The sequence below is a fragment of the Wolbachia endosymbiont of Tribolium confusum genome (genome assembly GCF_020405475.1).
GTDB lineage: Bacteria > Pseudomonadota > Alphaproteobacteria > Rickettsiales > Anaplasmataceae > Wolbachia.
On sequence record NZ_JAIZNT010000005.1, the window covers coordinates 79,630 to 105,402 of the forward strand.

General features: G+C 34.0%; 20 protein-coding genes. 8 read left to right on the forward strand and 12 right to left on the reverse strand.

The window, feature by feature from the left end; all coding sequences use genetic code 11:
- Window positions 1–129: 129 nt before the first annotated feature.
- The 3 genes from LEM02_RS04225 to priA form a co-directional block, all read right to left on the reverse strand.
- A complete protein-coding gene (locus tag LEM02_RS04225) occupies window positions 130–1,506 on the reverse strand; it encodes an ankyrin repeat domain-containing protein (RefSeq protein ID WP_226079979.1) in 1,377 nt (458 codons plus the stop codon).
- A 768-nt stretch (window positions 1,507–2,274) separates the two neighbouring features.
- Window positions 2,275–3,075, reverse strand: a complete 801-nt coding sequence (locus LEM02_RS04230) for an ankyrin repeat domain-containing protein (protein ID WP_226079981.1) — start codon at window positions 3,073–3,075, stop codon at window positions 2,275–2,277.
- A gap of 116 nt (window positions 3,076–3,191) precedes the next feature.
- Window positions 3,192–5,498 carry a replication restart helicase PriA gene (gene priA / locus LEM02_RS04235; protein WP_226079983.1) on the reverse strand — a complete coding sequence of 769 codons (2,307 nt, stop codon included), beginning with the start codon at window positions 5,496–5,498 and terminating at the stop codon, window positions 3,192–3,194.
- 107 nt (window positions 5,499–5,605) lie between these two features.
- Here priA and LEM02_RS04240 point away from each other — a divergent pair, with 107 nt between their 5' ends.
- The 4 genes from LEM02_RS04240 (at window position 5,606) to LEM02_RS04255 (ending at window position 12,906) form a co-directional block, all read left to right on the forward strand.
- Complete coding sequence (locus LEM02_RS04240) at window positions 5,606–6,841, forward strand: hypothetical protein (RefSeq protein WP_226079985.1); 1,236 nt, start codon at window positions 5,606–5,608, stop codon at window positions 6,839–6,841.
- 144 nt (window positions 6,842–6,985) lie between these two features.
- A complete protein-coding gene (locus LEM02_RS04245) occupies window positions 6,986–7,903 on the forward strand; it encodes a hypothetical protein (RefSeq protein WP_226079987.1) in 918 nt (305 codons plus the stop codon).
- A 53-nt stretch (window positions 7,904–7,956) separates the two neighbouring features.
- A complete protein-coding gene (locus LEM02_RS04250) occupies window positions 7,957–11,400 on the forward strand; it encodes an ankyrin repeat domain-containing protein (protein ID WP_226079989.1) in 3,444 nt (1,147 codons plus the stop codon).
- 324 nt (window positions 11,401–11,724) lie between these two features.
- A complete protein-coding gene (locus LEM02_RS04255; protein WP_226079991.1) occupies window positions 11,725–12,906 on the forward strand; it encodes a hypothetical protein in 1,182 nt (393 codons plus the stop codon).
- 341 nt (window positions 12,907–13,247) lie between these two features.
- Here the strand turns inward: LEM02_RS04255 and thyX are convergent, their stop codons facing one another.
- From thyX to acpP, 4 genes are all read right to left on the reverse strand, one after another.
- Window positions 13,248–14,090: an FAD-dependent thymidylate synthase gene (gene thyX, locus LEM02_RS04260; RefSeq protein ID WP_226079993.1), complete on the reverse strand. Its 843-nt coding sequence runs from the start codon at window positions 14,088–14,090 to the stop codon at window positions 13,248–13,250.
- A 9-nt stretch (window positions 14,091–14,099) separates the two neighbouring features.
- Complete coding sequence (murA, locus tag LEM02_RS04265; RefSeq protein WP_226079994.1) at window positions 14,100–15,377, reverse strand: UDP-N-acetylglucosamine 1-carboxyvinyltransferase; 1,278 nt, start codon at window positions 15,375–15,377, stop codon at window positions 14,100–14,102.
- A 297-nt stretch (window positions 15,378–15,674) separates the two neighbouring features.
- A complete protein-coding gene (gene fabF, locus LEM02_RS04270) occupies window positions 15,675–16,946 on the reverse strand; it encodes a beta-ketoacyl-ACP synthase II (protein ID WP_226079995.1) in 1,272 nt (423 codons plus the stop codon).
- Between the two features lie 5 nt (window positions 16,947–16,951).
- Window positions 16,952–17,212, reverse strand: a complete 261-nt coding sequence (gene acpP / locus LEM02_RS04275) for an acyl carrier protein (RefSeq protein WP_226079996.1) — start codon at window positions 17,210–17,212, stop codon at window positions 16,952–16,954.
- 94 nt (window positions 17,213–17,306) lie between these two features.
- Between acpP and LEM02_RS04280 the strand changes: the two genes are divergently transcribed.
- Entirely contained in the window at window positions 17,307–18,089 is a 783-nt protein-coding gene (locus tag LEM02_RS04280; protein ID WP_226079997.1) for a polyprenyl synthetase family protein, read from the forward strand.
- On the forward strand, window positions 18,082–18,954 hold the full coding sequence (locus LEM02_RS04285; protein ID WP_226079998.1) for an FKBP-type peptidyl-prolyl cis-trans isomerase: 873 nt from the start codon (window positions 18,082–18,084) through the stop codon (window positions 18,952–18,954). Before LEM02_RS04280 ends, LEM02_RS04285 begins: the two co-directional genes overlap by 8 nt.
- Before the next feature lie 392 nt (window positions 18,955–19,346).
- Here LEM02_RS04285 and hslU read toward each other — a convergent pair whose 3' ends face one another.
- Together hslU and hslV are read right to left on the reverse strand one after the other, a co-directional pair.
- On the reverse strand, window positions 19,347–20,798 hold the full coding sequence (gene hslU, locus LEM02_RS04290) for an ATP-dependent protease ATPase subunit HslU (RefSeq protein WP_226079999.1): 1,452 nt from the start codon (window positions 20,796–20,798) through the stop codon (window positions 19,347–19,349).
- A gap of 1 nt (window position 20,799) precedes the next feature.
- Window positions 20,800–21,354: an ATP-dependent protease subunit HslV gene (hslV, locus tag LEM02_RS04295; protein ID WP_226080001.1), complete on the reverse strand. Its 555-nt coding sequence runs from the start codon at window positions 21,352–21,354 to the stop codon at window positions 20,800–20,802.
- Between the two features lie 82 nt (window positions 21,355–21,436).
- Between hslV and gshA the strand changes: the two genes are divergently transcribed.
- Window positions 21,437–22,594 carry a glutamate--cysteine ligase gene (gshA, locus tag LEM02_RS04300; protein WP_226080003.1) on the forward strand — a complete coding sequence of 386 codons (1,158 nt, stop codon included), beginning with the start codon at window positions 21,437–21,439 and terminating at the stop codon, window positions 22,592–22,594.
- Here gshA and LEM02_RS04305 read toward each other — a convergent pair.
- The 3 genes from LEM02_RS04305 to LEM02_RS04315 all read right to left on the reverse strand — a co-directional run bounded on the left by LEM02_RS04305 (window position 22,591) and on the right by LEM02_RS04315 (window position 25,225).
- Window positions 22,591–23,376, reverse strand: coding sequence for a hypothetical protein (locus tag LEM02_RS04305; RefSeq protein WP_226080005.1), 786 nt, complete (start codon window positions 23,374–23,376; stop codon window positions 22,591–22,593). The two genes, gshA and LEM02_RS04305, sit on opposite strands and share 4 nt — an antisense overlap.
- Window positions 23,377–23,438: 62 nt before the next feature.
- Window positions 23,439–24,467, reverse strand: a complete 1,029-nt coding sequence (gene hemH, locus LEM02_RS04310; RefSeq protein ID WP_226080006.1) for a ferrochelatase — start codon at window positions 24,465–24,467, stop codon at window positions 23,439–23,441.
- Window positions 24,464–25,225: a hypothetical protein gene (locus tag LEM02_RS04315; protein ID WP_226080007.1), complete on the reverse strand. Its 762-nt coding sequence runs from the start codon at window positions 25,223–25,225 to the stop codon at window positions 24,464–24,466. The genes hemH and LEM02_RS04315 overlap by 4 nt, the downstream gene beginning before the upstream one ends.
- A gap of 105 nt (window positions 25,226–25,330) precedes the next feature.
- On the opposite strand from LEM02_RS04315, the gene ndk reads away from it, so the two are divergent.
- Window positions 25,331–25,750 (forward strand): nucleoside-diphosphate kinase, encoded by a 420-nt coding sequence (gene ndk, locus LEM02_RS04320; RefSeq protein ID WP_226080008.1) that lies wholly within the window; start codon window positions 25,331–25,333, stop codon window positions 25,748–25,750.
- The last annotated feature ends 23 nt before the right edge of the window (window positions 25,751–25,773 follow it).

The following is a 25,773-nucleotide window of genomic DNA, read 5'->3' on the forward strand; positions in this document are numbered from 1 at the left end:
TAAATTCAAGATAGTTCAAAAATGATAACATCAAACCTTTCGTAAAGAAAGTAGTAAGTCTTTATCTTGATTAGCTATAGAAAAATTTTTCCACTTTTCTCAGAAATTGTCTTGAAAAAAGTAATGTAATCACAATCTACTGTAACTTAAGTCTGACTCAGGTGTAACTGAAATTATCTCATACATTTGCGTAGTTACTCCAGTACCTCTTTTTTGAAAGTGACGCAATTTATTTTTCAACATGTTTCTTTCTTCTACATAATTGTCTGATTCTTTATTCAAACTAGAATTTTTTTCTTCATACTTGGAAAGTATTGTATCTATCAAATAATTAAAAAATAATATTAGACCTGTAGTGTTGGAGAGCAATGCAAGAGAATAATATAACATATCTTCACTCACTTCTTCATTTATTATGTCATGAGAATTTCTATACATTCTAAAACAAGAGCCGAAGGCTGCTAAGCATACGCAAGTAAGTTTTGTTTTGTTTAGGACGCACTTAATTCGCGCTAGTTTTTTATTATTATCTTCTGATTTTATACGCAACTCACTAATTTTACTACTATAGTGCTTAATAAACAATTCTATTGCCTCTTGGTTATTAGTATAATTATATGCTTTGTAAGATTCCTTATCTATGAGTTCAGTATCTATATCCTTTGATTTGAGAAGCTCTTTGATTGCTTCATTTTTGTTAAGAAGCACAGCTTCGTGTAGAGGTGTGTACTCACTTTCAACATCTTTTCTTCTGTTAATATTTTTATCAGTTAAGTAGTTAAAAAGAGCTGAAATGCATTCTGAATTATTACCTTCAATAGTCAGAGTAATTACGTCTTTTCCGTCTTTGTTCTTAGTATTAATAACTTTGAAAAGCGGCTTTTCATTCTCTTGCTTATGTTCAAAATATTTGTGCTTGTAAAACTCATTCGCACGGTATGGCTCCTTAAGAATACACAAAAGCTTTTTTACAAAATCAGCATGATTTTTTTTAATAGCCACATGTAAAGGTGTGTCCTGATTTTTTTCATCTTGCAACAATAATGCATCATACAAACAACCCTCTTTATATAAAAAATTAATCTCTTGATCAAAAGAGATATCTTCTTCTCCTTCAAAGATATTTAGTAGCCGTGACCCTATACTTTCTGTAGTACTGTAATCAATTGCAGAGCTACGTTGCACTTTAGATTGATAAAGGGTTACGTTCATACTATTCCTACCTTTAAACAACCCAGCTATACCTGATTCACTCTGAGCAGCACAAGGCGTTTTATCTTGAATGTGAATCTCAACATTTTCATTAGAAAAAAATTCTAAAACATGCGAGCTGCCTCTTCTACTGGAAAAAGGTGCCTCATTCTTTTTATCTTTAGCTTTAACACTATTCTCTAGCTTTGCATTCGAAGCACTTAGAGGATTAGCTAAATAATCAAGATCTGTAGCATTTTTAGACTCAAAGTCTTCTGCTTGAAAATTTGCTGCAGCGTTTATTTCACCTTTCATATTTCTTTTTTTACAGAAGTTGCATTTCAGGTAGGGTATCTCATCTTTAAAATTTTTCAACTCTATTTAAATTTTTTTAAAATAGTTTTTGATAAAAATATTTATGACACTAATTTTTGTGTTAAATTTTTAGAAGATTTTATAGCTAAAAATTGTATCCGTTCAGATGCATGGCTAATGTGCACATATTGAAACCAGTGCTTTCTTTCTTGTCATCCCAGCTACCAGAATGATGTCATCCCAGTCTGGGATCCAGTTAAATTTATGAGTATAAAAGTAATCAACGTTTCTGATGATTATGAAAAACCAGTGTCAAGCACTGGCATGACACCATCTGCTACTCGTTCCACTTCATCTTCCTAAAGCCCTTCCTTCCCTGTCATGCCAGTGCCAAATGACACCATTTGTTCTTATGTTTTTGTCTATTTTATTTTACCACTCTGCTGAACGGATACAAAAAATTACTTCCGCATATTTTAAATTCGATTATAATGACAATTAGAGATATTTATTGAGCTCAAAAATCTATCTCCGTCTGCAGACTTTTTTATTAAACTCATTAAAAAATGTAGCGTATCCTCTTCAGAGCATATCTGTCGTATGTGCACTGCATTTTTTCTAATCTTTTTTTTATACAGGGGGATCTTATGTCCAGAATTCCAGATACTTGACCTTTAATTTAGCTAATAAAAACCAACTGGTACCTGCGGTTTTTATAGCTACGTTTTCTTAAACAAGTTTAAATGAATGTTAAAAAACTCACAGTTATTATTCGTATAGCATTGCTTCATTTGTGTAAGCCTTTTCATGCTCGACAGAAGAGAGTTGAGAATTAACAGCTTTTTCTATCGATTTAGCCTGTTTATAGTCCTGACTTAAGAAATACATAGCTAGTCCAATTGCTATTCCAGCAATGAGAGCAGATACTGCGAGTGCGAATAATATAATAGTCATTGAAGGTACTAAAGCACCACTAAAACCCAGTCCAAAACCAAGAAAAACGCCAGATATAATACCACATAAAATATTATATCTAGCACTTTCTTTTTTCGATTGAGCTTGGTCTTTCATGCATTCAATGAGTACTGCTCTTGTGTTTCCTTGAGCTAAATCTAATGGTATTTTGTCTTCTTTGTTCCTTATCAAAGGATTTGCACCATATTTCAAAAGGGCTTCTATTGCATCAGTGTTATTACTTATAACAGCTTGGTGTAATAATGTATTTCCACTTTGATCTTGAAAATTGATCAATCTGTAGAAATTCTCAAGAGTAATATAGTCATGCACTGCTTCATCTAGAATATTCATTACGTTTTGAAATAACAATATCTCCTCTTTCTTAGACCTTGCACTATAGTGTTTAATACAGTGGTGCAAAATAAGGTATATTTGCACTGCTTGTTCATTGATAAAATCTCTTTTTATAGAGATTACATTTACAATAGCTGCTGAGAATAACTCTTTCTCAATCACAATTTTTCTATCATCAGTAAGATAGTCTTTCAACTTTTGAATTTTTTTTTCAAGACTCTCGTGTCGATTACAAATAATCATAATTAAATCATTCATACCATCTCCTTATTCTAATTATACTAATAATATAATAAATTCTAATAAAAGTCAAATTTTTAATTAAAAAGTTAATACATTAATTCTGTGAATGTCAAATAAATTCCGTAATTTTGTTAAAAAAAACTCACGGGATCAACATCTATTGTTACTGCAATGTTTGAACTTAAGTTATAGTTATTTTTAATCCAATGTTTCAGCTTTTTCTTTATGAATAGATTATGGTTATTGTGTATTTTCAGTAACACTCTATAACGATATTTATTGTTTAAAAAATTTATTGCTGCTGGTGATGGGCCAAAAATTTCAAATTCTTTCAGTGTTAAGTGCTGAAAGGTAGTTGAACATTGATTATGCAAAAAGCTTATTATCTCACTTGCTGCTTTCTGCGTTGCAAATTGATCCTTACCGCAAACTATAAGCGCTATTAATCTACTAAATGGTGGCATTTTAACTTTGCGTCTTGACTCAAGTTCAACTTCATAAAACAAATCCCTTTTTTGCTGCTGCAATGCTTTTATTATCAAACTTTCAGGATTATTAGTTTGCACTATTACCGTTCCTTTTTCATTGAATCTTCCCGACCTTCCTGCAACTTGATGCAATAATTGATATGTCTTTTCTGCTGCCCTAAGGTCAGAATTTTCAAGGCCTAAATCTGCATTTATCACTCCAACTAAAGTTAATTTAGGGAAATTATGCCCTTTAGCAATCACTTGTGTACCGATTATAATATTCACTTCTTCCTTGAGCACTGAGTCAATTACGCTACCAAGCGACTTCTGATCGCTGCTTATAATCGCAGTTTTTGCATTTGGTATTAATTTCACTATTTCTTCAACTAACCTTTCGATTCCCACACCATAAAGAAGCAATGACTGCTCACTTTGACAATTGGAGCATTTTTCTGGAAGTTTTGATTGATAAGAACAATGATGACACAAAAGGACGTTCTTTTTCTTATGGTAGGTAAGCCATACAGTGCAATTTGAGCAGGAAATTTTGTATCCACACTTTTTACAAACCGCAAGTTGTGCATACCCCCGGCGGTTTAGAAAGAGCATAACTTGCTGTTTTTTCTCTATGGTTTGTTTTATCCCTTCGAAAAGCTCATTGGAAATCCATTGTTTATTATTCACTACTTTAATAAGCGGTAATTCCGCACCACCGAATCGCTTAGTTAGCTTCACATGATTATAATTCCCGCTTTTAACATGGTAAATTGTTTCAAGTAGCGGAGTAGCTGATGACAAAATAATCGGAATATTTTCGAGTTTGGCTAAGATTATTGCCATATCTCGAGCATTATATATAATTCCTTGTTCCTGTTTAAAGGATGAGTCATGCTCTTCATCAACGATGATCAATTTTAGGTTCTTATAAGGCAAAAAAAGTGCTGACCTTGCCCCAATAATGATCTGCGCACTTCCATTTGCTATATTAAGCCAATTATTTCGGCGAGCTTTGGGAGTAAGTCCCGAGTGCCACTCAGCTATATTGCCAGATGTCTGACTGCGAACACGATTTACCAATTGTGAAGTTAGAACAATTTCTGGCAGAAGGATCAGTACTTGTGCATTACCTCCTTCTGTTGTTATTCCAGTGTGTAACCTTTTGGTGTTTGAACATTTGCAGGTAGTTTTAGTAGTAGATGATGTCATGCAAGTAGCTGACACTGGAATCCAGTTCTTATTATGCAACCACCAGGCGTACTTATTTAAAGTTAGGACCTGTGCATTACCTTCTTTTGGTGTCATTCCAGTGCTTGACACTGGAATCCAGTCTTTATCGTACAACTGCTTAGTGTACTGATTTGAAATTAAGTTTTCTGGATCCCAGTGTCGGGGCACTGGCTTTTTGGTAAAAATTACTCTTATATTGTAACATTCGTCTAGTTGTGTATTGAACGCTGGAATATTCTTAATTAACTGTGCAATCACAGAGAGATAAACTTCCGTTTTTCCAGACCCGGTTTCACCGTCAAGTAAAGTCACTGAATACTCACTTAAATTGCTTATTATTTTATCGCAAGCTACCTGCTGCTCAGGGCTTAACTGGTAACTTATCTCGCTTATTTCCTGCTTTTGCTTAGTGCAAACTAACTTATCTATTTGATTTACCTTTAACACTCCTCCCATTATCACTTTGGCAAGCATACCAATAGGTATTACATTATATTGTGCAACCCACTCTGCAAATTCGATCAGTTTTGGTCTGATGCTCGGTAAATCACTCTTTTGTTCAATGCATTTTAATTCTCGATCACTTTTGTCACTATACTTCCAAACTATTCCAATCAAGTGCTTTCTACCAAACGGCACTACTACGTAATCTCCAATTGAAACCTCAATATTTTTCTCAACTGCATATGAAAATAGCTGATCAATTGGAAGTGGTAGTAATACATCAACTGCTTTCTTCATAGTACCTTAAGTTTAGCATCATTTTGAAGATATTTGTTTTGGTTTTTGTGAGCTGATTGGTTAAAATATTATTTTAAATATTGGATAAGGGTATGATAGAGGCGCTTGTGAGGCTTAAAGAAAGATTAGTTATTTTCAACAAACTAAGAAGCTCTGGTGAATATGAAAGTGAGTTGATTGAGCATGAAAAAAGATTTGATAATGAAATAAATGAAAAATACAAGATAAATACTAAAAATTTTTGCTCAGATGGTAAACTTTGTGCACATGGTACCAACGGTTTTGCGCTGTTTCTGGCATTTGCACTGACAAACGGTAAGCTGTTGCCGAAAAATGGTAGAAAAAAAGCAGGATTAATCACCACAACTGGTGAAGTTTTAACTGATAATAAGCGTATTAAACGCATTATGGGTCCATCATTAGAGGATTTATTTGACGAAAATTTTGTGTCGGCTGTTGCGCTAGACAGAGAACCTGAACGTGCATTGAATCTTGCGCATAGATATGCACACAAGTCATCTTCAGAATTTTTTGATAATAGTAATAGTTTTTTGAATAAGCTAATTAAAAAATTTTCCAAGCTCCTCCGGGGTAAGGAATTTAAGAAGGTTGAATTGACAGAGATTGACTTAAAAGAGATAGGAGATGCACATGAAAAATTGTCTAGAATACCAGTAGTTGCTTTTGGCTATGGAGTGGGTAGAAATACAACTTGTCTAGAAAAATTAGGCGCAAATTCTATAGAAGTGCAATATGAGCAAATAAATGTTTGTTACATAATGACGCCAAAAGAGAATATAGAACTTCTTCAAAATTTGATTAGCAAAACGACTAATAATAAAGCACAAGTGTCTTTTATCTCTGATGAAGAAGTGGAATGCAATACAAAAGATAAAGTATTATCGTTAATAAACGATTCCACAGATTTATATAATAGTAAGAACCCAACTAATACCTCATTCAGGAAAGGAGTTGTTATCAAAAAGGAACTACCATGCAAGTGGCATAGGGTAAATAACAAGAGTGGTAAAAACAAGCTTTCATCGAAAGCAATTGAGGTAGAGTATTTTATACCTGCACATATTACCAAAATTTCTACACAACAAAAGCAATCTTTAGAAACTTCTTCGAGAGGATGGACAATAGGCTTAGCATTATTGTTTGGTGCTGTAGGAGCTACATTAGTTGCAATAGGAATTATACCTGAAATCGCTGCTATTGGAATAATTGCAACTGTTGTGTTATTAGGAATTGCGAGTGCAGCATTAGGTGGCGTAGTAGGGTATCTTACAGATATAACAGTAAATAACTTTCATAGCGAAGCTACTATGAAAGTTGCATAGCTCATCTCATTCAAATAAAACATACTTTTTCTAGATTTCAGCGTTATATGCTGAAATCATAGGTTGTAATCTAAGCAGAGTTAACACATTTTTCATAGTACACAATTTATAATCATAAATATTGGAAATGTGAGGAAATTCTGTATGTTTAGCGATAAAATAGTCCTAGACTTTGAAGTAGAAAAAGGTGACCGAATAGATCGGTGTTACTTTTCTACACGCATCAAACTTACAGATAAGAGCAAAAATCTTTTGCGTGAAAAGCTCGATAAACTTAACAATTTAGATGATTACTTTAATCTTAATTCTGAAAATTTTTACATTTATTACAATAAATATTTTGGGCACTATGGTAGAGATGAGCTATATGTCAGAGATAATAATGGTAGATATTTAGCTACTAAACTTCCACTTGATCAGAGCGGATTTTCCATAGAGTTATCATTCGACGAGGTGAATTATGGCTTTTATCCTCTGTATGCAATCTATAACCCCACTCAATATGACAAAAAGCAGGAAAAGAGCTTTGAAGATAATGGTGAATTGCAGCCGCTTGTATCAAGTGTATTGGATTACTTTCTAAATGGCTTAACCATTCAAGATATGTTTTTGCAAATACAAAATGAGCTTGTTGAAAAAGAAACAAAATTAGAAGAAGACAGAAGAAAAGCAGAGAAAGAATTAAATCAAAAGAATGAAAAGTTAAGAGAACTCATAGAAAATGATGAGATTAAAGTACTTAAAGTAATAAAAGGCCATAGTATTGGGAATGAACGTTCAGCGGCAACTTTGCAGCTTGATGGTGATCTTGATGCAAGTAAATACTACATAGCAGAGTATGAAGGCAATGAATACTTACATTGCACGAGCTCTGGTTATGACATACTGCTTGATCAGAGCGATTTATTTTTTGTTCTGAATAGCAGCTCTTATCTTGAACTTGAAAGCGGTTTCTACTCAATCCCTGAATTTGATTCTAGAAGCTATGCTAAATATCTCAATACTAAGAATCTGCTTTTCAGCGATATCTCAGCGGTTATGCAAAAACAAGGTAAAGGCTAGTTAACGCATTTTTCTCAAGACTTATTTATAGTGAAAATTTTTAAGAGGTGAATATGAAATTTAAAATAAATTCTGGATATGATAAATCACAAACGTTGATTAAAAAATTATTTCCAAATAAAGAAAGTATAGTAATAAACGATCAGCTTACGATAGAAGTAAAATATGGTGGATTAGCTAGTTATACCCCTGAGTATATAAAACAAACTGTAGAAGATGCTTACGGGGCTTGGTCTGAAAATTTTTATTCACAAAAAAGTAGTCATGCTGGTCCGGTAAAATTGCAGCTTTATGTGCTGAAAAATTACGATGATTACAAAGCTCACATCAAGGAACTTTCAGGTGGTAAGGACCATAGAGAATTATGGGGTGGTGGAACAGTAAGAGCGAATGAAGCTGACGGCACGATAGCAAAGACTTTCATTGTTGGAGATGTAAATGGCTTACTTTGTGCAAAATCTAAAATTTTAATGGAAAAAATGAGCGATGCATTTCTTGAGTACGCCACTGGCGACCTCGATGCAGTCCCTGAAGTTTTACGTACCGGTATGAAGCTTTTCATGTGGAGCTATGATGCAGCTAAAAAGGAAAGCACTCGCGATATGCACTACACAAAAGAAGCATATAATAAAATGCAAGAATCTGGATATGATACGCCGTATAAAATAGCAAGTATGTCTAACGACTATAGAATGTCAGATTGCTTGGTAACATTCCTACAAGAAAAACATCCTCAATTCATAAAGCAATTGCTTACTGAGATGTCCTTCAATAGAGTACAAGCGATATCAAAATTCAAGCATCTTTTGAATAACTCAGAAGTTGAAAAAGAATTTAAGCAGTGGATGGATGTAAAAAGTGGCAATAAAATTGTGGCAGATCTTGTACCGGATAATGAGATTATTACTTACAGCGAACACAAGCTTCAAATAAATGTAAAATATGATAATAAAGAACTAAGTCAGGAAAAAATAAGTGACATAAAAAGCACCATCGAGAATAGTATAAAAGACTTTGATTCGGCATTTGGCATTAATAATTCTCAGCCTTGGCACAATATACCAAATAAAGTTAACGTTTTCGTGTTTAACACAAAAAGTGACTACGAAAATTATCTAAAGGAGTTGAACGTTAACTATAAAGGCAATTCTGGCTTGACAGTTCAAGGGCGTGGCTCAGAAATTCATGTTTATTTTTATCTACAAGACCAATTTGATGACTCGTGTAAAACTTTGAAACACGAATTGGGACACGCCTTCACTATCATTAATTCCTATTATGGTACAGGTGATGTTTTATCTAAGGCCATGCATGAAGGGGTTGCTAACTATATGGCAAGTTTGGAAGAGGGTAAGCATGTCAATGATCATGGAGATAAAGAGGCCTTGATTGCAATAAGAAATAAAGATCTCAAACCAGATGAGATATTGCGCAATAATATTAGCAATAACAAAGGAGAACATTATCATTCAGATGCTGAACAAGTAATCAAATTTCTTGAAGATAAACACCCAGATATGATTGATAATTTGCTGAAAAACCTTTCTAAATCTGATGCAAATAGGTCTCAAGGTAATAAATTATTTGAAGATTTTTTAGCTGAGCTAAAAGGTTATACTCAGGAATTTAAACAGTGGGTCAAAGCTGAGCTGAGTGGTGAACAACATATGGAATATAATGTTATTGAATCTAATAGTGTTGAAAGTTCAACAAGCCAAGAAAGTGCAGGCAAGGGTGTATATGGTTACAGTTCAGTACACCATGTAAGTAGTGATAAAACCAAGATAGAAAGTATTAGTAGAGAAGATTCTATGCAACCTGCTAAAAAAGCGAGTGCAGACGAACAAGGAAAAGCTGTTACAACAAAAGTTGTGAAGTATAATAAACAGCCTTTCTTAAAGGTGAATATTGATGACAATAATGTAGAAAACACTATAGGAAAAGTAAACGAGATAAATAAGGTAACAGGTGCGACGCATTTACATTCTGCTGCTTCATTGGGAGATTTAAGCAAAGTAGCAACGCTACTAAAACACAATTCATATATTGATACAAGAGATCATAATGGACAAACGCCACTACATTATGCCATTCAGTCAGGAAATACGGAAGTAGCAAAATATCTTATTGATCATGGAGCAAATCTTAATGTTCATGACAATTATTATCAGAAAACTAATACTAAATATGTGTATTATAAGACACCTTTACACTATGCTATTGAGTCTGGAAATATAGAGATAGCTAAATACTTAATAGATCGTGGTGCAAATCCTAATATTCAAGATGCTTATTCCAAAACGCCATTATACAGTGCTATTTATTCAGGTAATACAGAAATAGTGAAGTATCTATTAGATCATAATGCAGATCCTAATAGTAAAAGTTATTATACTTTTCCGTTACTTGCTGCTATTAAGCTAGGGAATGCGGAAATAGTTAAGAGTTTAATTGAGCATGGCGCAGATCTTGGTATCAAGAACACGTCAGCTCAAACACTGCTGCACTATGCAATTGAGCTAAAACATACGGAAATTGCTAAATACTTAATAGATCGTGGTATAGATGTTGATACCCGTGATATTAGCTCTGGTAAATCTCCACTACATTTTGCCATGCACATGAAAAATATGGAAGTAGTTAAATATCTCATAGAGCACAATGCGGATATTGATATTCAGGATAGCTACGGCTTAACACCTTTGCATCTTGCTGTTGATCTTGGGAATAAGAAGATGATAGAGCAGTTAGTTGAAAAAGGTGCGAATATTAATGCTCAGGATAATGATGGTTGGACACCTTTAGTTCATGCAGTGAGGCATGGAAAGTTAGATACAATAGAATATCTAATAAAAAACAAAGCTGACGTTGACGTTGTAGGCAAAGATGGCAGGACACTTGTTGAACATGCTGAGTTATGGGCAGAAGAGAAAGGACTAGCAAGAGATGTAATAGATAGCAAAGGCGATAATGATTCTTATTATCGTGAGCTTTCAAAAGAAGCTGCAACTTGGGAAAAAGCTGGAAAGGATATGCTTAGCTATCTCAAAAAAATTACTATGCAAGAGAACAATATAGACCAAATGCCAGCAGATCAACCTGTAATTGAAGAAAGGAGTAAAAGATCGATAAGAGGAGACGAAGAGAAGCAAGAGGAAACAATTGTTATAGATAATGTGAAACAACATCCTTTAAAAATCAAAGTGGGTGAGGCTATTGGAGATGGTAAATATAAGGCGGTGCTGCAAGCTCAAGGTCAAGACATAGATAATTTTTATCAAAACTTAAGTAGTCAGTATACTGCTGGGAAATACAATTATAATCAAATGATAGCTCTGTATAATAAAGTTTATGTGCAAGATTCCAATCTTGATGGAAAGCCGATCACTCTTTCTGGAGCTTATGTTACAAATGATCATCTATTTATTAAAAATCAAGATTTTGGAATTTTGAATGATTTTAATGAGATGTTCTATAAAAGTGATGGGTTTATGTAACATAAAAAGTGGATGAGAATTAATTGATATAGGAAATTAGGGTTTTTGCATGATCTTCTATCATCCCAATCAGAAAGGTGTCATCCCAGTGCTCCGACACTGGGATCCAGTTTTTCATATAATCTCATCACAAACGTTTATTTTCATTTAAGACCAATACCCAATTTAGAATCAAAATTCCTGGATTCCAGTGTCAAGCACTGACCATCCACTATGTAATTTACTTTTTTATATAATAAATATTATTAATTTATCAAAATGTTAATTGATAAGTAGTGTAATTTATACTATTATTAAGATATAGTTAATATCTTAATAATTAATATGCCAAAATATGTTAATCGCATTGCTCAATCTATTGTATTAAAAGTCTATACTGACAAGAAAAACGCTAAAATTAGAGTGTTTTCTAAAACTAAAGATGGAGAAGTTGAAGAAACACTTTCAAAACAGCAAATTGTAGAATTTTTAAACCTATTAACTAATATAAGGAATCAAGGAAATAAAGAACTTGCTATCAGTAAAAATGTAGAACGTGGTATCGTTGAAGATATAGAAGGTATACGTAGAGAAAATGGTAGATATGTATACAAAGCACTGGATTTATCAGCTGAAGGACAATATAATAAATTATTTGAAAGTGAACAAGCTATTCAATTTAATTTAAATGATTGCATGTCAGATAGCATATCTGGAATTGGACAATTAAAAAGTAGATTTGAAGAAATTTTAGATTTTGATCCCGAAGAAGGGTTATGTCACTCACTAAATTACTTTATTACTTTTCTAAAATTAGAGAACAGGCAAGATTTTGTTCAATTCCTCGAGTCTGATAATATTATATCTCAACAAGATTTTATGGATTATATTGATGGAAGAAAAGAACAAACGATTAAGTTATTAATGATGCAGTTTTTATCACAATTCTTACCTATTTTTCATATTCAGAGCATTGAAAGGCGAGAAGGAGATCCATTTTATGATGAGACAATATATGAACAAGCGTGTAACGATTTATCTTCAACAGAGTTATGGGTCTATACTAATCAAGAGCAATTCAACCGTACTTTAAATGATATGGAGATAGAATGCTACTTAGAATTTAATTTTTATTGTTATGCTTGCAATAACAATAAAAGTGATAATGAAGATGATGAGAATATCGCACACTCTATGTTGGTGTATAAAGCAGAGAATGATAAATATATATTTTTTGACTCTAATAAAGGAGCGGTTGGTTTTTGTCCTAGCACAGGAATTGCCAATTTTACATTAGAGGAAGTTTGTAGGACAATGGAACTTGCTGTAAATTGTTATTCATATAATATGTATATTGAAAATTCTCCAGATCATTGTGAGATTTACGTTACGCTTAGAAATGCAACACTGATGTTAAAGAAAGCTGAAAAGCTTTATGAAACAACAGAAAGAACAAATTCAAAAATAATTGATATATCAGTTGATAAAGGCATTAATAAATTGTTGTTAACACCTGCAAGTCTGTAAATGGACATAACTTGATCTTAAGGACTAGATTCCAGTATCAAGTACTGACCATCTACTATGTAATTTACTTTCAAAAATAAATGTTCCAGTAGTTTCATCTCCTGTCATCCCAGTGTTTCCTTCTCCTCTCATTCCAGTTTTTCATATAATCTCATCACAAACGTTTATTTTAATTTAAGACCAATACCTAATTTAGAATCAAAATTCCTGGATTCCAGACTGGAATGACATCGTCTACTATGCAAATTACCAAAATGTTCGTACAGCTGTGACTGGTTTGGGTTTTGTACAGCTATCCTGCAAACGCTATGTAAATAACAACTATACATTTATCTTCAAGATTATTTACCAAGTATAGACATCAGCTCATCCCATTCTCTTTTACCAATGCCACTTTCTTCTCTCGTAACATTTTCTCCTTTTATTAATCTGCGAATTATCTCAAGACCAGTTTTTGAAATGCAGGCTGATTTTAGCGAGTATTCAACAAAAGCATTATAGGCCAGCGGGACCCATTTCTTTACTATGTCCAACATAACTTCTGCATAGACTCTAATTTCATATTGGGCGTGCTTATCAGCTCTAAGTCTTAAAAAGTGAAGAAGGTTGTGTAAATCTATTTTCCAATAAAACTGAGTATAGTAATTAAGTGTTAGATTAGTTCGGGCAATTTCCCTTGCAAGGCCCTGTTCAATAAATTTCTCATAATGAGAATATACTAAATTAGAATCATTTATTAGAGAATCTATTATTTCTTTTGAAGTACTTGAGTCAAAAGCTTCACCGCTGCCTTGTTTATTATTATCAGATTGTTTTGCAACCTGTTCTGGTATATAAAATTCATTATCAAGTATCGAATACCTTCCGGAATATTCATTCACATTTGCAGTTCTGTGTCTTATCCACTGTCTTGCAATAAAAATTGGAAGTTTCACGTGAAACTTAATTTCACACATTTCAAATGGAGTTGTATGATGATGCCTCATCAAATATTTTATAAGCGCTTCATCTTGATTTATCTGTTTCGTTCCCTTTCCATAAGAAACTCGAGCAGCTTGAACTATAGCGCTATCAGAGCCCATATAATCAATCACTCGAACAAATCCATGATCTAATACCTTATGTTCCTCGTATAGAATGTCATCTATTTCTTTTACTGTAGCTCGCTTAGTTGTTTCATTCATAATATATCCTCAAGATGAAACGAAAATATCAGCCCCGCATGAATTGAGTTTTTCGTCCATCGCTTCATAGCCTCTCCATAAATGATGTGAGTTATTTATTGTAGTTTCTCCTTTAGCTACCAAAGAAGCGAGAATTAAAGCTGCTGTTGACCTTAAGTCATTAGCATGCAGATTAGCTCCAGATAGGCTCTTTGTTCCACTTATAGTAGCTTTACTTTTTTCGATGCTAATATTAGCACCTAATTTTCTTAGCTCATTTGCATGTGCAAATCTACTTTCAAAAACGTTCTCTTCAATGATTGATATTCCACCTGCAATTGACATAGCAGACATTAGTTGTGGTTGCATATCACTGGGAAAGTTGGGATATGGATTTGTTGCAACGTGAGCAGATTTAATAGAGCCATTTTTTCTAGAAATAATAATACCATCATCATGTAACTCAACTCTGGCTCCTATAGTCTTCAATTCATTTGCAATACATTCTATATCAGACAAACTTACTCCTTCTAACTTTAGCTCGCCGTCGGTAATGACAGCAGCCAAAGCATAAGTACCGGCCTCTATGCGATCTGGTATTATTTTATGCTCACACCCATTTAATGCTTCAACACCTTCTATTGTGATTTTTGTATTATTAACTTCAATATTGGCACCCATACTCTTCAGAAACTCTATTAAATCAAGAACTTCCGGCTCGATTGCAGCATTGTTTATTATTGTTACTCCCTCTGCAAGTGTTGCTGCCATTATTATATTTTCTGTTGCGCCAACACTCACTTTTTCAAATGTTATTTCTTTGCCTTGCAATTTCCCCTTTGTTGTTGCAGTTATATTACAGCTATCAATTTCAATTTTAGCTCCCATTGCTTCAAGTGCCTTAATATGAATGTCAACAGGACGTTTTCCAATATTACATCCACCAGGAAATACTGTTGAAACTCTACCAAATCTGCTGAGCATTGGACCTAGCATTAAAAAAGATGCTCGCAGTCTGCTTGCAATTTCATGTGATATTAAATAGTTATTGATATTGCTACAGTCAATTTCCAAAGTGTGATTTGCTTTATAGTCTTTATTGCATATAAAATTTACTTCTGCACCAAGACTCTTAAGCAGCTCAGACATCAAATGCACGTCAATTAAATCAGGTACGTTATGCAAAGTTATTGAAGAATTACTAAACAAGCTTGCCGCCATTATTGGCAAGACGGCATTCTTTGAACCATTAATCTTGATTTTTCCAATCAAGGGCTTATGGTTACTCCTTACTAATACTTTACGCATTTATTAAGCTAGACCTTATTGAATAAGTATAGTGAACCAGCAGTAAAAGGCAAATTGCAAACAATATCAAGTCAGATCTCTTTATATAGTACCATACACAACTGTTGTAATTTGCAAATTTTGGAGTAACAGGGGGTGTCATTCCAGTGCTCGACACTGGAATCCAGTTAAGTTGGTAAGCATAAAAGTAGTCATTTTATGTTAAAATACAACATTTTGATGATTATGTAAAGGCTGGATTCCAGTTTCAGCTACTCGAATGACATTTTCGTAGTCGATTCAAAATAGCATAATTAACTACACCTTTCCAAAGATGAGAGACGCGTTGGTACCACCAAAACCAAATGAATTAGAAAGCGCATATTGAATTTTATGCTCTTGAGCTTTAAGTGGTACAAAATTTAAATCACACCCTTCTGAAGGTTTGTGTAGGTTTAAAGTTGGTGGAACAATTCCATTATTTAATGCAAGGATACTAAATATTGCTTCAACACTTCCTGCGGCACCAAGTAAATGTCCTATAAAAGATTTAGTCGAGGAAACAGGTATTTTATAGGCATAGTCACCGAATAGTTGCTTCATTGCTATTACTTCTATTTTGTCTCCAAGTGGTGTCGATGTACCATGTGCATTGATATACCCAATTTGACTTGGGCTGATTTGTGCATTCTTTAGAGCAAATTCCATTGCCTTAAGTGCGCCTCTTCCTTCTGGATGAGGTGCTGTGATGTGGTGCGCATCTCCTGTGAGTCCATATCCAGTGAGTTCTGCATATATTTTTGCTTCCCTTTTTTTTGCATGTTCATATTCTTCCAGAACTAATATGCCTGCCCCTTCGCCCATAACAAATCCATCGCGTTCTTCGTCCCATGGCCTTGAGGCCTCTTCAGGCTTATCATTGAATTTAGTTGATAACGCCTTCATTGATGCAAAACCTGCAATTCCAATTCTACATAGCGCACTTTCTGCTCCGCCTGCAATCATAACATCGGCTTCATCAAGTTTTATAGCTCTTGCTGAGTTTATAATCGCATGCGCACCTGTTGCACATGCAGTGACCGCTGAGTCATTTGGACCTATAAATTCGTATTTAATAGAAACATGGCCAGATATTAAATTTATTAGACTTGAAGGAACAAAAAATGGACTGACACGCCTAGGTCCCTTTTCCTGCATGGTAATTACGTTTTCTTGAATTGATGGAAGACCACCTATACCAGAACCAACAGTTACACCAACTCTCTCTTTATTAATATTTTGATTTTCCAAAATCAGTGAATCGTCTACTGCCTGAATAGCGGCTGCAATGCCGTAATGAATAAAACGATCTGTCCTTTTTAGGTCTTTTTCAGAAATATAATCCAGCGGATTAAAATAATGCTCAATGTTATCGGATTGCACAGGCACCTGCCCTGCAACCTTACAAGCAAGATCAGAAGAATCAAACCTATCTGTATTGATTGCTTTGATGCCAGACTCACTTTTTATCAGCCTTGACCAAGTATTATTAACATCTGCTGCTAATGGAGTAATTAAGCCAACACCGGTAACTACTACTCTTCTGCCCATTTAATCTAGTTACTGGTTTTTTTTACTATATACTCGACTATTTGATTCATAGTTTCCATCTTTTGCGCATCCTCATCAGGAATCTCTATACCAAATTCTTCTTCGGCTGCCATGATGATCTCAACTGCATCTAAGCTATCTGCACCATGCTCTGAAAGCTTTGAAGAGCTGTCAAATTTCTCTACATCCTTACTAATATGCTCTAATATAATCTTTTTTACTTTTGTTTCTATGTCTTCTCTAGTACTTCTTGCCAATTCACTCATTTTTCACCAAAAAATAATCTATACCTTTGATGTTATAAGAAATTTTGATGTTTGCAATAGGTTTTGTGGTTATTATAAGGGTTTTAGATGAGATATGCTAGACGAAACAACAAAAAATTTGCTTGTTGTAGAAGTGAATAAGCTCTTACCTGAAAATAGCGAGAATAAACTTATATCAGCTATGCGTTATGTGCTTCTTGCTCCTGCAAAACATATACGTTCTTTTTTAGTTATAGCATCTTCGTCGATATTCAACATAAAGGTTGAAAAAGCAATAACAGCAGCAGCGGCAATTGAGTTTATTCATGCTTACTCCCTAATTCACGATGATCTACCATGCATGGATAACAGTGACACCCGTAGAGGCCAGCCAAGCTGCCACAAAAAATTTGGTGAAGCAACAGCAGTACTGGCCGGAGATGCATTACTTACCCTGGCTTTTGAGGTATTATCTTTGTTAAATTGTGAGATCATAAAAGTGCTCTCTCACGCAATAGGAATGAAGGGAATGGTGGGAGGGCAGATTTTAGATATAGATGCAGATTTTGACAAAATAAAGGAAATTCATTTGATGAAAACTGCAAAACTATTTGCAGCTTCATGTGAAATAGGGGCTATAATAGGAGGCGCTACAGACAGGCAGCGGAGAGCATTATATAACTATGGAATAAATCTAGGGCTTATTTTTCAAGCCAAGGATGATATCGAAGATTATGAGCAAGATAAAACAAACAATTTAATGTCCGTGCTTGGTAAAAATGAAATGGAAAACTATATAGATAGTCTCTTTAAACAGGCCTCAGATAATTTAAGTACGCTTTCAGGGAATACTAATGACTTATATGATTTATTGAATCAAGTAAAAAAAGATGGTTAGAAAAATTATATTACAAATGTTTATCTCTGTAGTAATGATTCTCACTTTAGCTTCTGCTTTTATAATTACGATTGTTTATATAAACAAAGATAAACCAGAGAAAAGGGAAAAGCTTTACGAAATAAATGCTACACATGGTGGTTTGACACAGATGATAGCAAGTTATTTGGTCAGGCCGATACTTGAATCAGCTCTTGATCGTTATATTGAAAAGCATGGGTTAGCAGAATATTTAGAAGAAGTAACACAGCAAAAAGAAGAAGAGATGATAAACTTTTATGAAATTACTGAAGGCAGTGGCAGTAAAGTTTTCTGTGGCCAAGAAGTTCTGCTACAAATGTACAAAGTCTCCAACAACCTAGCAACGCTACTTCCGACTGATGTCAATTTGAAAATAGGTCAGGATTACTTAAAAGAAGTGAGTTTAGGGGTAATAGGTATGAAAGAAGGTGGAGAGCGTGTAGTTACTATTGCTGCTGATGACAACAAAATGAGTTTTAACTCTTATTACATCAAACTGATTGAAGTAAAAGATAAATATCCCGATTCAGTAAATAACCTGATCATTTTTAATGACTTAATTAACAAAACTGGAAAACGAGTAAAATGTGGCGATGAGATATCAGTTCAATATAGCATAAAGAGACATAATGGTGAGTATATAATCAAAGATCAAATAGTGCAGTTTAAGGTTGGTGACAAAAAAACACCACTTGCTATAGAACTTGGAGTTGTGGGAATGAGAGCTGGTAATAAAAGAACAGTTCTTTCTCCACCTGACCTTTTAACTGATGTATTAACAAAAGACATAGATTTTGATATTGCAATAATTGATTTAAGCTTGAATTCTACTATTGAAAAATAGCTTAAAGAATATGTATCCGTTCAGATGCACGGCTAATGCTGAAACCAATGCTTTCTTTCTTGTCATCCCAGTGCTTGACACTGGGATCTAGGAATTCTGATCATGTATACAAAACGTTGTCATTCAAGTAGTTGACACTGTAACCCATTATACTCCGTAAATTTAACTGGATGCCAGTGTCTGGGCACTGGCATGACACCCATTTCTTTCTAGTTTGTCAATTCAAGTAGCCTCTTTAGTATCATCTACTTTCATAACACCATTTATTCCTATAGTTGTCTTTTCTCATCTACCTCATTTTGCTACTCTGCTGAACAGATACGGGAATATAGCTATAGAGTAAGAAAAAATAAAATCTCTTGAATGCTCTATATTACTTAAAGTAGCTTCCTCTAAAGTATAAATTTAGATAAATCAAGCTGCTTTGAAATTGACTCTAGTTTATCTCTTACATATTTGCTATCTATAACAAATTTTTCACTATTTTTTTCAGAAGCGATAAAACTTATTTCATCCAAAAGCTTCTCCATGACAGTATGAAGTCTTCTTGCACCTATATTTTCCACTTCTCTATTAACTGTAAATGCTATTTCAGCTATAGTCTCTATACCATCATCAGTAAACTCAAGTGTTACATTTTCCGTTTTCATTAACGCTATATACTGTTTTAACAAACTAGATTCTGGTTCCTTTAATATTTTTATTAGATCCTCTTGAGTAAGCGCCTTAAGTTCCACTCTAATTGGCAATCTACCCTGTAATTCTGGTAAGAGATCGGATGGCTTAGATAAATGAAAAGCACCAGATGCAATAAATAATATATAGTCTGTTTTTACGGGGCCATACTTAGTTGAAACAGTTGTTCCCTCAAGTAATGGTAACAGATCGCGCTGCACTCCTTCTCTGTTGACTTCACCTTTTATTTCTGTACGTGCTGCAATTTTATCTATTTCATCTAAAAACACTATGCCTTCATTGCTAACAAGATCAATCGCTTCTTTGATTATCTTATCTTCATCCATTAACCTTTCGCTTTCTTCATTAATCAATATTTCACGTGCTTCTTTCACTTTAACTGTAATAGTTTTTGTTTTTTTGCTCCCATTAAACATCTTGCCCACAATTTCTGTTACGTTCATCACACCAATTTGCCCACCTGGCATGCCAGGTATATCAAAAGTGGGTAACATACCCTTGCTCTCCCTGACGTTAATAGAAACTTCTCTATCTTCAAATTCCTTATTTCTCAGTCTTTCTCTGAAAACTTTTTTGCTTTCCTCGGTTGCATCTTCACCAACCATGGAGTTGACTATTATCTTTTCAGCCAAACCTAAAGCTTTTTTAGTTAAGGCTTTACGTGCTTTTTCCTTAACTAAAACTATTGCTGCGTCAACTAAATCACGTATTATCGAGTCAACATCACGTCCAACATATCCTATTTCAGTAAATTTCGTTGCTTCAACTTTTATAAAAGGTGCACCAGCAAGCTTTGCTAAACGGCGAGCTATTTCAGTTTTACCAACTCCCGTATGGCCTATCATGAGTATATTCTTAGGTATAATCTCTTCACGTAGTGGAAGTGGGACTTTATTTCGACGCCAACGATTTCTGAGTGCAATAGCAACAGCGCGCTTTGCATCATTCTGCCCGATTATAAATCTATCCAACTCTTTAACTATCTTCTGTGGTGGTAGATCATCTAATAAAGCTTGTAAGCTTTGGATGCTGCTACTTTCTGTACCTTCATTTTCATAGAGGCCATTTTTTTTATTGCAGTCATCATTATTGTCAGATTGACCTACTACAGGTTGACCAGAAGAATTGGTACACAAAGTTCTTGACATACTACTCCTTTATTTTTTCAATAATTAGATTATGGTTTGTATAAACACATATATCAGCAGCTATCTTCATAGCCTTTTTTGCAATCTCCTCTATTGATATCCCTTTGATGTCAATCAAAGCCTTTGCTGCAGATAAAGCAAAATTTCCTCCAGAGCCAATGGCTGCAATGCCATCTTCAGGTTCAAGGACATCACCCGTTCCTGTGATGACTAACGAAATGGATTTATCTGCCACAATCATCATAGCTTCTAATTTTCTTAGATATTTATCCATTCTCCAGTCTTTTGCAAGTTCAACACATGCCCTCATTAATTGTCCTGGGTGTTTATCAAGTTTAGATTCTAGCCTTTCGAAGAGAGTAAATGCATCAGCTGTTGCTCCAGCAAAACCAGCAATTACGGAATCACCAGAAAGACGCCTGACTTTTTTTGCTCCAGATTTTATAACGGTATGGCCTAGCGAGACTTGCCCATCACCTATTACTACTACATTTTTGTCTCTTCTAATTGACAGTATAGTAGTACCATACATTTTACTGCTGTCATGATGAATCATTTTTTTGTTATTTTAATTCGTTATATTATATTAAGATTATAACTTATAATATAGTACTTTTCTTATAACATTTAAAGTGTAGATGCAAAACATAATTCATCCAAATCTGGAAAAAGATATAAATAATTGGTTCAAAACAAAATTTAATGGTTTTACATTACCATTTTATAGCTCCATAGATCTTAGGAATTCAGGCTGCAAAATTGCTCCAGTAGACGCTAATTTATTTCCTGCAGGTTTCAACAATCTGAGCGAGGTATCGAGAGTAACAGCAGCAAAATTGATAAAAAGCTACTTCGAAAAAACAAAACAATATAAGAAAGCCCTTATAATACCGGAAAATTACACACGAAATAAAATGTATATAGAAAATGTATTTGCCATAGAAAAGGTGCTTCAACTTGCAGGTTTCGAAACTAAAACAGGTCTCTTTCACAGTGAAGCACATAATTTAATAGAATTATATGAGACTATTGTAAAAGAAAATTCTTTGTTAAAGACAACTTCAGGATTTGTACCCGATGTTATTATACTGAATAGAGATATGACAAGCTACATTCCAGATATTCTCAAAAATGTAAAACAAGAGATAATACCGAGCCCACTGTATGGTTGGCACAGTAGACAGAAATTTAAGTATTTTGAAATTTATCAAAAATTAGCGTCCGAATTTTGTAGCGGGTTTAAAATAGACTCATGGCTCATTTCTGCACTTACAGAAAATTGCAATGAAGTAGATTTTAATGATGATTCATCACTAAAAGCAATAGCGGTTAAAGTTGATCAAGTATTGTCTCTAATACAAAGTAAATATCAGGAATATAAAATAAAAACACAACCTTACGTTTTTATCAAAGCAAGCAATGGCACATACGGAATGGGTATCATAACAGTGACAAGTGGTGAAGAAGTGTTGAACCTCAACAAAAAAAAGCGCAGTAAAATGAAAAAGGTAAAGGAAGGTATAGAAGTAAGTAGTGTTATTATACAAGAAGGTGTACCAACTATCGATGTATTTAAGCGCAGTCCTGCAGAACCGCTAATATATTACATAGGAAATACACCTACGTGCTACTTATATCGATGTAATAGCAAAAAAGATATATATTCTAGCTTGAATTCCACTGACTGTGAATTTTACGATATCAGCAAAGAAAATAAAACCCTGCCACTTTGGAACATTGTTAGCAAATTAGCAGTGCTAGCATTGTCAATAGAAATTAGATCTTTTCATCTCTAATCATTAATTTCTACAATGCTGCCATTATGCTGAATATGGCGAGCGTCATCAAGTCCAGTAGAAGGATCAGTACCATTATTAGGTTGAGTGACAAACTTATCGATGTTTGATACTAGATATACTATACTTAGTATCAAACTGACCGTAACAGTTAAGTTAAAATTATATATTATACCACCACCCAAGTCTATCGGTATAGTTGCAATTTCCATTCTCTTTAATGTAAAGCTTAATAAGCCTAATGACAAGGTTATCGTGCTGAAAATAACATCTTTTCTACATTCAGCAGATTTTTCAGGATTCTTATTATCCAGATACTTCTTCCATGTATAATAACAGCTTATAAATTCTGAAAATAGAAACAGAACTGCTGATGTTAAGCTAATATAACTTATTATATCTTTATTGTTCCCAGCTAGGAAATGAATGATTTTTGTCTGCATCAATATTCCTATTGTACAATTTGCCAAGAAGGCTAAACTACCTACAACCTGCATTGGTTTTTTAGATTCATTTTTATCATCCTGAGATTTATATCCGGCTAACTTAAGTCCAGAATGCAGGACAAGTAATGTTGATGTTGGTAATTTCATTAACTTGGCAATATCTGATACAATGCAAATATTGGATCTGTTATTATCAATAAAATCACAGCAAAATTGTAGTGAAATCTTACATAGTAAGACTACTAAACCCACTCCAATACAATAGATCTTTCTGGGCTTATTTTCGTAAGCACTGTGTACCCCTTGTGCAAATATGTTTAATTTTCCTTCTAGCATAAATAGCTAATAAAATAATAACTTTTTAATATTATACCATAAAAATCTTAAAAGATAAAGTGCTATAAATCAGGACTTTGAGAGTGATCTAAACATAAATCTGCCAAGCATTTGATAAATAAAAGATCAGTACTGAGAGTTGGTACGCGAAAGTAATATCCGTCTTTGATAATTGCTTTATACTCTATGTCAAGTTCAACCAGTGTTTCAGAATGTTCAGACACAAAAGATATAGGTGATAAAACTACGGGTATATCATCGGCTTTTGCGCGTGACAATTCACTTTCAGTGCTAGGCTCCAACCATTTTACTGGGCCAACTTTACTCTGATAACATATTCCCCAATCAAGATCTTCAATATTCAATTTTTTTACTATTAATTTTACTGTTTTTTCTATCTGTGAAGCGTAAGGGTCGCCTTTTTTAATTATACTAAGAGGCAAGCTATGAGCTGAAAACAGTACTCTTGGCTTACCGATTTTGCTAGCTAACTTGTAGTACTTAGCTGTCAGATTGGTGTGAGCTTCAATAAAGTCTTCATTGTCATAATAATTATTGATTATTGTTGTGTTACATTCTAGGCTATATTTTTTGGCATTTTTTTGCCAATTCTCGATGGATGATAGAGTTGTGGTGGTTGAATATTGCGGATATAGTGGTAACAGAATGATTTTGTCAGGGTCGAATTGCTTTACGCTTTTAACAACTTCATCAGCAAATGGATGCCAATAACGCATGCAGATGAATACTTTTGATGTCATTCCAGCGCTTGACGCTGGAATCCAGTGTTTTTTTCTAGATCCCAGTGTCTGAGCACTGGGATGACACAAAATAGGTTCATTAAGCTTGCATTCAAGTGCATCAGCTTGTGCTTGTGTATTCTCCAAAATTGGAGACTTACCTCCAATGTGCTCGTATATTTCTTGTGCAGTATTTTCTCGCCTTTTGGAGATAAACTTTGCTAAAAGAAAGCGGAAAGGATTGGGTAGATTGACTATTCTTCTATCATAAAAGAGATTAAATAAAAAAAGATGAACTGCACTCAGTGAATCAGGCCCGCCTAGGTTAAATAAGATTACTGCCTTCTTCACTGACAACACCTTGCTTCAGGTTTGCCTATAAAATCAGCTACACACTCATCAAGTTTAGTTACAGGCACTAAATTTCTCACACTAGCATACAATAGATGGCCAGATCTCTTCACGTTACTCTGTGTAGATACAAAGTTTCTATCAAAAACCACATCAACACAAAAACTTGGCACTGCTTCAAAAAGTTCAACAGCAGCCAAAGATATCATTATGCAGCTTTGTAGAGCCTTCAGAAAAATCGTAAGGGGAAAAAGTAAAACCCTAACAAAGAGAGAGGGAGGACTTTCATTCATTAGTTGTCCTGGATTAGGAGAATTATACTCAATATGCTGTCTGTTTTTATCAAAGATAGGAAATTTTATAATGTCTTTCTTAAATTCCTGCTCTATTTGTTTCTTGGTATAATTTTCATTATTAGTCATTTTTTTCAATAACTTTTCACGCAAGTGAAAGGTTCTTACAACAAAACATGTTGCAACCATCAGTGCAGCACATATAAGTGCGCACTCGATAAGGCTTATGTTGCCTACCATAGCTGGTAATACAAAGCAAAAAAACAGCGGTATGGCAATCATTTCACCAAATGGAACAACGTTCCTTTTCATCGCAAAAGCGGCACCTTCTTTTAATTTTGTATTATTGTGTAAGCTATACTCTAAATAACTTAAAAATGCCAAATTAAAGGTTAAAAAACCTTTTGTTCCGCAGAAAATTGATGATTTAAGATTATTCACTAGTTTCTTATGACAGTAAACCATAAACTACCCCTTGATGTTTTATTCTTGACTATAAATAAAAAATCTCTTTGATGGAACAAAAATTCACAATAAAGTAAATATACGATCTTAATATAAGGAAATGATATGGCAATTGAGAGAACACTTTCGATATTAAAACCTGATGCAGTAAAAAATAATATTACAGGCAGTATAAATTCTTACATTGAAAAATCTGGACTAAAAATTATAGCACAGAGAAAGATGCTGCTGACAAAAAAACAAGCAAAGCTGTTTTATGAAATTCATAAGGATAGGCCTTTTTTTGAAGAGTTGGTGGAATTTATGACTTCTGGGTCTGTGATAGTTCAAGTTTTAATTGGTGAAAATGCAGTCAGTAAATACAGACAAATCATGGGTGCTACAGATCCAAAACAGGCAGATAAAGGTACAATTAGGGGTGATTTTGCTAATGATATTAGTGAAAATAGAGTTCATGGTTCTGATAGTCTAGAGAATGCTCATAGAGAAATAGCTTTCTTTTTTGCTGAATGTGAATTGGTGTAGTTTTACTTTTTTACATATTAAAT

Bases quoted from the DNA above. Each gene is read 5' to 3' on its own strand.
- ndk (WP_226080008.1), top strand. From the start codon at position 25,331: ATGGCAATTGAGAGAACACTTTCGATATTAAAACCTGATGCAGTAAAA.
- fabF (WP_226079995.1), bottom strand. From the start codon at position 16,946: ATGGGCAGAAGAGTAGTAGTTACCGGTGTTGGCTTAATTACTCCATTA.
- LEM02_RS04250 (WP_226079989.1), top strand. From the start codon at position 7,957: ATGAAATTTAAAATAAATTCTGGATATGATAAATCACAAACGTTGATT.
- murA (WP_226079994.1), bottom strand. From the start codon at position 15,377: ATGCGTAAAGTATTAGTAAGGAGTAACCATAAGCCCTTGATTGGAAAA.
- LEM02_RS04305 (WP_226080005.1), bottom strand. From the start codon at position 23,376: ATGCTAGAAGGAAAATTAAACATATTTGCACAAGGGGTACACAGTGCT.
- LEM02_RS04255 (WP_226079991.1), top strand. From the start codon at position 11,725: ATGCCAAAATATGTTAATCGCATTGCTCAATCTATTGTATTAAAAGTC.
- thyX (WP_226079993.1), bottom strand. From the start codon at position 14,090: ATGAATGAAACAACTAAGCGAGCTACAGTAAAAGAAATAGATGACATT.
- LEM02_RS04245 (WP_226079987.1), top strand. From the start codon at position 6,986: ATGTTTAGCGATAAAATAGTCCTAGACTTTGAAGTAGAAAAAGGTGAC.
- LEM02_RS04280 (WP_226079997.1), top strand. From the start codon at position 17,307: ATGCTAGACGAAACAACAAAAAATTTGCTTGTTGTAGAAGTGAATAAG.
- LEM02_RS04315 (WP_226080007.1), bottom strand. From the start codon at position 25,225: ATGGTTTACTGTCATAAGAAACTAGTGAATAATCTTAAATCATCAATT.
- hslV (WP_226080001.1), bottom strand. From the start codon at position 21,354: ATGATTCATCATGACAGCAGTAAAATGTATGGTACTACTATACTGTCA.
- hslU (WP_226079999.1), bottom strand. From the start codon at position 20,798: ATGTCAAGAACTTTGTGTACCAATTCTTCTGGTCAACCTGTAGTAGGT.
- LEM02_RS04230 (WP_226079981.1), bottom strand. From the start codon at position 3,075: ATGAATGATTTAATTATGATTATTTGTAATCGACACGAGAGTCTTGAA.
- priA (WP_226079983.1), bottom strand. From the start codon at position 5,498: ATGAAGAAAGCAGTTGATGTATTACTACCACTTCCAATTGATCAGCTA.
- LEM02_RS04285 (WP_226079998.1), top strand. From the start codon at position 18,082: ATGGTTAGAAAAATTATATTACAAATGTTTATCTCTGTAGTAATGATT.
- acpP (WP_226079996.1), bottom strand. From the start codon at position 17,212: ATGAGTGAATTGGCAAGAAGTACTAGAGAAGACATAGAAACAAAAGTA.
- gshA (WP_226080003.1), top strand. From the start codon at position 21,437: ATGCAAAACATAATTCATCCAAATCTGGAAAAAGATATAAATAATTGG.
- LEM02_RS04225 (WP_226079979.1), bottom strand. From the start codon at position 1,506: ATGAAAGGTGAAATAAACGCTGCAGCAAATTTTCAAGCAGAAGACTTT.